The sequence below is a fragment of the Proteiniphilum sp. genome (assembly GCF_034331125.1).
In the GTDB taxonomy this organism is placed as follows: Bacteria; Bacteroidota; Bacteroidia; order Bacteroidales; family Dysgonomonadaceae; genus Proteiniphilum; species Proteiniphilum saccharofermentans.
Genome location: NZ_JAXQGC010000038.1, coordinates 85228 through 91961 on the forward strand (window position 1 = coordinate 85228; position 6734 = coordinate 91961).

At 45.2% G+C, this 6734-nt stretch carries 5 protein-coding genes; 4 read left to right on the forward strand and 1 reads right to left on the reverse strand.

All coding sequences use genetic code 11. The annotated features are described in order from the left end of the window. The first annotated feature begins 182 nt into the window (after window positions 1-182). The 4 genes from U2P89_RS09115 to U2P89_RS09130 all read left to right on the forward strand — a co-directional run bounded on the left by U2P89_RS09115 (window position 183) and on the right by U2P89_RS09130 (window position 4674). The gene (locus tag U2P89_RS09115) at window positions 183-1055 is read left to right on the forward strand and encodes an electron transfer flavoprotein subunit beta/FixA family protein (protein WP_076932126.1); all 873 of its coding nucleotides are present in this window, start codon (window positions 183-185) and stop codon (window positions 1053-1055) included. A gap of 98 nt (window positions 1056-1153) precedes the next feature. Next, window positions 1154-2179 carry an electron transfer flavoprotein subunit alpha/FixB family protein gene (locus U2P89_RS09120; RefSeq protein ID WP_076930394.1) on the forward strand — a complete coding sequence of 342 codons (1026 nt, stop codon included), beginning with the start codon at window positions 1154-1156 and terminating at the stop codon, window positions 2177-2179. Window positions 2180-2267: 88 nt separating this feature from the next. Beyond that, complete coding sequence (locus tag U2P89_RS09125; RefSeq protein WP_076930396.1) at window positions 2268-3986, forward strand: acyl-CoA dehydrogenase family protein; 1719 nt, start codon at window positions 2268-2270, stop codon at window positions 3984-3986. 256 nt (window positions 3987-4242) lie between these two features. Then, window positions 4243-4674, forward strand: coding sequence for a hypothetical protein (locus U2P89_RS09130; RefSeq protein WP_322191214.1), 432 nt, complete (start codon window positions 4243-4245; stop codon window positions 4672-4674). A 25-nt stretch (window positions 4675-4699) separates the two neighbouring features. Here U2P89_RS09130 and U2P89_RS09135 read toward each other — a convergent pair whose 3' ends face one another. Next, window positions 4700-6574 (reverse strand): AMP-dependent synthetase/ligase, encoded by a 1875-nt coding sequence (locus U2P89_RS09135; RefSeq protein ID WP_322191215.1) that lies wholly within the window; start codon window positions 6572-6574, stop codon window positions 4700-4702. Between the last annotated feature and the right edge of the window lie 160 nt (window positions 6575-6734).

Sequence of the window (6734 nt, forward strand, 5' to 3'; positions counted from 1 at the left end):
TTGCCTTTAAGGCATTCAGTGGAATTATACTATTATAGAGATAAGTTTCTCCATGTTTGGTTTAATGCCTCATTTCATTTTTTAGAAAATTGATAATGTAGCGCTAGGCATGGCAAATTTTATTATATTTGCGTTCTTAAAACATTTAATACATCTATAAGAGATAAACTAATCTAATGAATATGGCTTTTAACATTATTGTGTTGGCTAAGCAGGTTCCCGATACACGGAATGTGGGGAAAGATGCGATGAAAGCCGACGGGACTGTAAACAGGGCGGCACTGCCCGCCATCTTTAATCCTGAGGATTTGAATGCGATGGAGCAGGCGTTAGACATCAAGGACCGGTTTCCCGGTTCAACCATTACGGTGCTGACTATGGGACCTGGACGTGCTGCCGAAATTTTACGTGAAGGGTTGTTTCGTGGAGCAGACGATGGAGTGTTGTTAACCGACAGGGCTTTTGCCGGTGCAGACACGCTGGCTACTTCATACGCATTGTCGATGGCGATCCGTAAAATCGGAAAGTTCGATATTATTATTTCGGGACGTCAGGCCATTGACGGTGATACAGCACAGGTTGGCCCGCAGGTGGCCGAAAAGTTGGGAGTTCCGCAAATCACCTATGCTGAGAATATTGAAAAGATCGGGAATGGTAAAATAACCGTCAAGCGCCGTTTGGAAAATGGAGTGGAAGTGGTAGAATGTCCTCTTCCTGTGGTTGTCACTGTGAACGGTTCAGCCCGTGCTTGCCGTCCCCGTAATGCAAAATTATTATTGAAATACAAACATGCCAAAACCGTTACCGAACGGCAGGCTGAGAATATCGACTATATAGATATCTATAGCAGCCGCCCCTATCTGAACCTGACCGAATGGAGTGTGGATGATGTGGAAGCCGACAAGGTACAGTGCGGTCTCTCCGGCTCTCCTACAAAAGTGAAAAAGATAGAGAATGTGGTGTTTCAGGCTAAAGAGAGCAGGCATCTTACCGACGACGATGTCGATATTGAAGAGTTGATGAAAGAACTGATAGATAGTCACACGATTGGATAACACAACTATTTCGTTAAGCTAAATGAGCAGAAGATAAACCTGTTTATATTCTGCCATAGCGAGAAATAGTCTAATTTTAATGAAGGAACAGATTAAACATGAATAACTTATTTGTATATTTGGAAATCGAGGATGGAGTAGTAGCCGATGTGAGCCAGGAACTACTGACCAAAGGGCGCTCACTTGCCGGACAGTTGGATTGTAAACTCGAAGCCATTGCTGCCGGATCTGTTGCCGACCTCGAAAAAATAGAAGGGCAGGTATTCCCATATGGTGTGGATGTGCTCCATCTTTTCAAAGATGATCGCCTGTCGCCATATACCACGCTTCCGCATACTTCTATACTGACGGAACTTTTTAAAAAAGAACAACCGCAGATTTGTCTTATGGGTGCTACCATTATTGGTCGGGATCTGGGTCCACGTGTTTCATCCCTTCTGGGTAGCGGTCTTACAGCCGACTGTACTTCACTTGAGATAGGTGACCATGAGGACCGGAAAGCAGGAAAGACCTACAAAAATCTGCTTTACCAGATACGCCCTGCCTTTGGAGGTAATATCGTGGCATGGATCATCAATCCCGATTGCCGCCCGCAGATGGCTACCGTACGTGAAGGGGTGATGAAGAAAGAAATTTTCGACCCTTATTATAAAGGTGAGACCGTGGAGCACAATGTGGCTGACTATGTGAAAGAGGAAGATTTTGTAGTTTCTATTATCGACCGCCATATCGAGAAATCGAAAGTAAACATCAAGAATTCACCCATTATCGTCTCCGGAGGATATGGAGTGGGTTCAAAAGAGAACTTCCAACTGCTTTATCAACTGGCCGACGTGCTGGGAGCCGAAGTAGGGGCTTCTCGTGCCGCAGTGGATGCCGGCTTCACAGAACATGAACGCCAAGTGGGACAGACAGGGATCACCGTCCGCCCCAAGGTTTATATTGCTTGTGGTATATCGGGGCAGATACAACACATCGCCGGTATGCAGGACAGTTCTATCATTATTTCTATCAATAACGACCCCAACGCGCCTATCAACTCAATCGCCGATTATGTGATCACCGGTGAAATAGAGAAGGTAATTCCGAAGATGATCAAGTATTATAAGAAGAATTCAAAATAAGGGGACAGAGAGAGTGTGTGGAGAGGAGGGAAAGTAAATTCCGGCTTTTCCGAAACCAATAACAATAAATAATATTCAGAAGAACGAAATGGCAAACTTTTATACAGATACACCGCAATTCCGTCATTATCTTCAGCACCCGCTGATGAAACGAATTGTGGAATTGAAAGAGAGAAATTATGCAGATCGTGAAACATATGATTACGCTCCGATGGATTTTGAGGACGCGATGGACAGTTACGACAAGGTGCTGGAAGTGGTAGGCGAGATCTGTGGCGATATCATTGAACCGAATGCTGAAAAAGTAGATCATAGCGGACCTACGGTAAATGAGGGGCGAGTGACTTATGCTGCACCTACACAGGAAAACCTGGATGCCCTCAATAAGGCGGAACTGATGGGGATGGGGCTTGCCCGTAAGTATGGTGGTCTCAATTTTCCGATGGTGCCCTATATGATGAGCGCCGATATTGTCAGCCGTGCCGATGCCAGCTTCCAGAATATCTGGATGTTGCAGGACTGCGGTGAGACAATCTATGAATTTGCCGATGAAAAGCAGAGGGAAAAATACCTGCCCCGTATCGTAAAAGGGGAGACCATGTCGATGGATCTTACCGAACCCGATGCCGGATCGGATCTTCAGGCGGTTATGTTGAAGGCAACCTATAACGAAAAGGAAGATCAGTGGTACCTGAACGGTGTGAAGCGTTTTATCACCAACGGCGATGCCGATATCCATTTGGTACTTGCCCGCTCGGAAGAGGGTACCAAAGATGCCCGCGGCTTGTCGATGTTTGTCTATGACAAGAGAAATGGAGGAGTGGATGTACGCCGTATCGAAAATAAGATGGGAATCAAGGGGGCACCCACCTGCGAATTGGTATATAAAAATGCCAAAGCTGAATTGGTTGGATCGCGCCGGATGGGACTGATCAAATATGTGATGTCGCTGATGAACGGTGCCCGTCTTGGAATTATGGCCCAGTCGGTAGGTATATCGGAAGCAGCTACCCGTGAGGCATACAACTATGCTCTTGAGCGTCGTCAGTTCGGAAAAGCCATTATTGAGTTCCCTCCGGTGTATGAGATGCTGGCCAATATGCGAGCCAGGACCGATGCGTCGCGTGCATTACTGTATGAGACCTGCCGTTTTGTGGATATGTATAAAACGCTGGAAGATATCAGCCGGGAACGGAAACTGACTCCTGAGGAACGGAATGAGATGAAGCACTTTTCCCGTTTGGCAGATGCTTTCACTCCTCTTGGAAAGGGAATGAGTAGTGAATATGCTAACCAGAATGCTTACGACTCCATCCAGATACATGGAGGATCGGGTTATATGAAAGATTACAAGTGCGAGCGTCTCTACCGTGATGCACGTATCACCAATATTTACGAAGGTACTACCCAGTTACAGGTGGTGGCTGCAATCCGTCACGTCACGACTGGAACCTATCTGCAGCAGATCAAAGAGTATGCAGCTATGCCGGTCGTGCCTGAACTGGAAGCGTTGAAGCGTGATTTGGCTAACATGGCAGAGACCTATGAAAAAATGGTGGAGGCAGTTATCTCTCCCAAGGATGAGGATTATCTCGATTTCCATGCACGTCGTCTCGTGGAAAGTGCTGCACATATAATTATGGGGCACCTTCTTTTGCAGGATGCCAATAAAGAACCGGAAATGTTCCGTCGCAGTGCGGAAGTCTATATCCATTACGGAGAGATAGAGGTGATGAAAAATTACAACTTCGTCACCAAATCACGTATTGAAGATCTAGGTTATTATAAACCGGTTATCGGCGAGTAGGGATCAACTTTTTTCAGATATTATAAAGCGGGGGAATTGAGTTTCTTCCGCTTTTTCTATCTCTTAGGGTTTAATTCCTTTAAGATACCCCGACCGCTTGCGGCACGGAAATCCATTAAGTAAGTGTAAATTACAGTAAATAATCTCTTGCTTAACGAAATAGTAGACTTTTCATGCAATGTTTTGGTATCCTGTTTCGTCTATATAGTGGATAGCCTAAAAATGATATAGAAACCATTTCATAAAGTAAATAAAAATGAACAGATTTTCTTTGATTACAGTCTTGGTCTTATCCATGTTCTGTATTTGCACAGGTTGCGAAAAGAATGAAACCGATGCTTCGAATGTAGATATGCCGACAATAATCCATGCGGAACGCTATGGTCAATTGGACAATAATACTCCTTTGACCCAAGTTCGAATTACAGGGGATGAACTGCATGTAACCATTACGGCAAGTGGATGCAACGGTTCAAGATGGGAAGCCACATTGATAGATTCCGGTAAACAGGCCTATTCCAATCCCCCACAGCGATATGCTAAAATAGAATTTGTGAACAACGAAGATTGTCTGGCAGTGATATCCCGGACTTTTGTATTTAATCTGAAGCCTCTCCGGGTAAAGGAATCCCGAAAAGTATACATCAATTTAGAAGGATGGCTCCAATTGTTATTATATACATATTAAAACATCCCGTTTTTCTTTACGAAATTTACAATATCTTCTCCAACGCTTCCAGGTTCTCCGCAGACGTAGCCGGTTTACCTTCGGGGGTATAAAGCGATGCTATTTTCGAAGCATACGTTTCATAAACCTTGTGCTTCACGATCTTCATGGTGGAGTTCACTAGTCCATTCTTTTCGGAGAAGGGTTCTTCTATAACGGCAAAAGCCGAAGGTATCCAGCGATGGGGGAACAGTCCATCGTGCTTGCCACCGCTCCTGTACGCGTTGATCGCTTTTTCTATCAGAAGCGCGGCTTGTTCGGGATCGGCCTTTACTTTTTGCAACTCTGCCGCATTTGGCACAATAAGCGCTGTTGTATAAGGACTTTGATTGTTGTAGAGTACACACTGGTCGATAAAGGGTGATGTGGAGACAATCGACTCTTCGATCCCTTCGGGAGAGAATTTCTCGCCGTCATCACTTATCAGCAGCGATTTAGTGCGTCCCAACACATAGAGATAGCCGTCCTTATCGATATATCCCATATCGCCTGTCCTGAGCCAACCGTCCACAATGGTTTCTGCCGTTGCCTGGGGATTTTTCCAATATCCTTTCATTACATTTCCCCCGCGAATGATGATCTCGCCTTTTTCACCTATAGGCACTTCCTTGAGGTTGTCATCCACAATCTTGATATCCATACGGGGAACAGGTTTTCCGGAAGACCCCAGCTTGTGTGCATGCGGACTGTTCGCCGAAATGATAGGTGTCGCCTCCGATAAACCGTAGCCCTGATACATGGGGATGCCGATAGCGTAAAAGAACCGCTGTAATTCAATATCGAGGAGCGCTCCGCCACCAATGAAGAATTCCATATTGCTGGCAAATGATTGCCGTACCTTAGAGAAGATCAGTTTGTCGTAAATAGCAAGCATCAAACGCCCTCTTCCTCCCTTGTTATATCCTTCTTTGTTATAGGCATAGGCGGTTTTAAGCGCTTTTTTGAACAATAATGCGGTGAGTTTTCCTTTTTTCTCTATTCCCGCTTCAATATTCTTCCGGAAATTAGAGGCGAGAGCAGGCACGCTCATCAGTATATGAGGATTAATGGCTTTCAGGCTTTTGGGGACATTCCGCAAAACCTCCATGGGTGTCTTTCCCATTGCCACGGAAGCAATGGAAGCCCCGCATTTCATGAAGGTATAGATCCCGGCTGTATGGCCAAAGGAATGATCCCAGGGTAATATCAGCAGGGTACAGTAATGTGGAGGGATCCCGTTGAGGATATCCACAGCTTGTCCTGCATTGCATACATAATTGCCGTGGGTAAGCATGATTCCTTTCGGATTGGCAGTGGTGCCTGATGTATAGGATATGTTTGCCAAAGAATCGGGTTTCACTGTCTCCATCCTCTCTTTCAAAACTGACGGATTGGTTTCGAGGAGTCTTTTTCCAGCTTCTGTCACCGATTCGAACGACTGTTCGTCATTTTCGGGCTGATCTTCCGGATCCAGTAATATGTAATGCCTCACAGTGGAGAACAGTCCCTTCATCGGACGCAGTTTTGCAATCTGCTGATCTGAGGCAAGTACAGCTACACACCCGGAGTGATTGATCCGGAAACTCAGATCCTGTTCGGTCTGGAGCTTCACAGACAAAGGCACACTGGCTGCCCCGGCGTGGAGAATACCCAATTCACCGATCACCCAGTTGTTTTTTCCTTCGGAAATAAGTGCTATACGGTCACCTGCCTCAATTCCCAATGCAATAAGCCCTGCTGCGAACTGCAAAGATTGTTCTTGTACCTGCTTATACGTTAAAGAAGCGTATTGTGTGCCTTTTCTTGCTTCGTGCAGATAGGAACGATCGCCGTATTTCTCTACGGCTTCTTTCAGTAAGTCCAGAATGGTATTGTTTTCCATATAATCATTGGATTGTATTGCGGGTGCAAATATAACTACCACTTGGTGATTTTACCCCATCTTTGTTGAATAAATTTTGGGGATAGATTGTAAATCGCACATATTTAAGGCTCTATAACGTTTGGTGTGGGTAATTTTGTTTTGTAGTTTTACCTTTGTG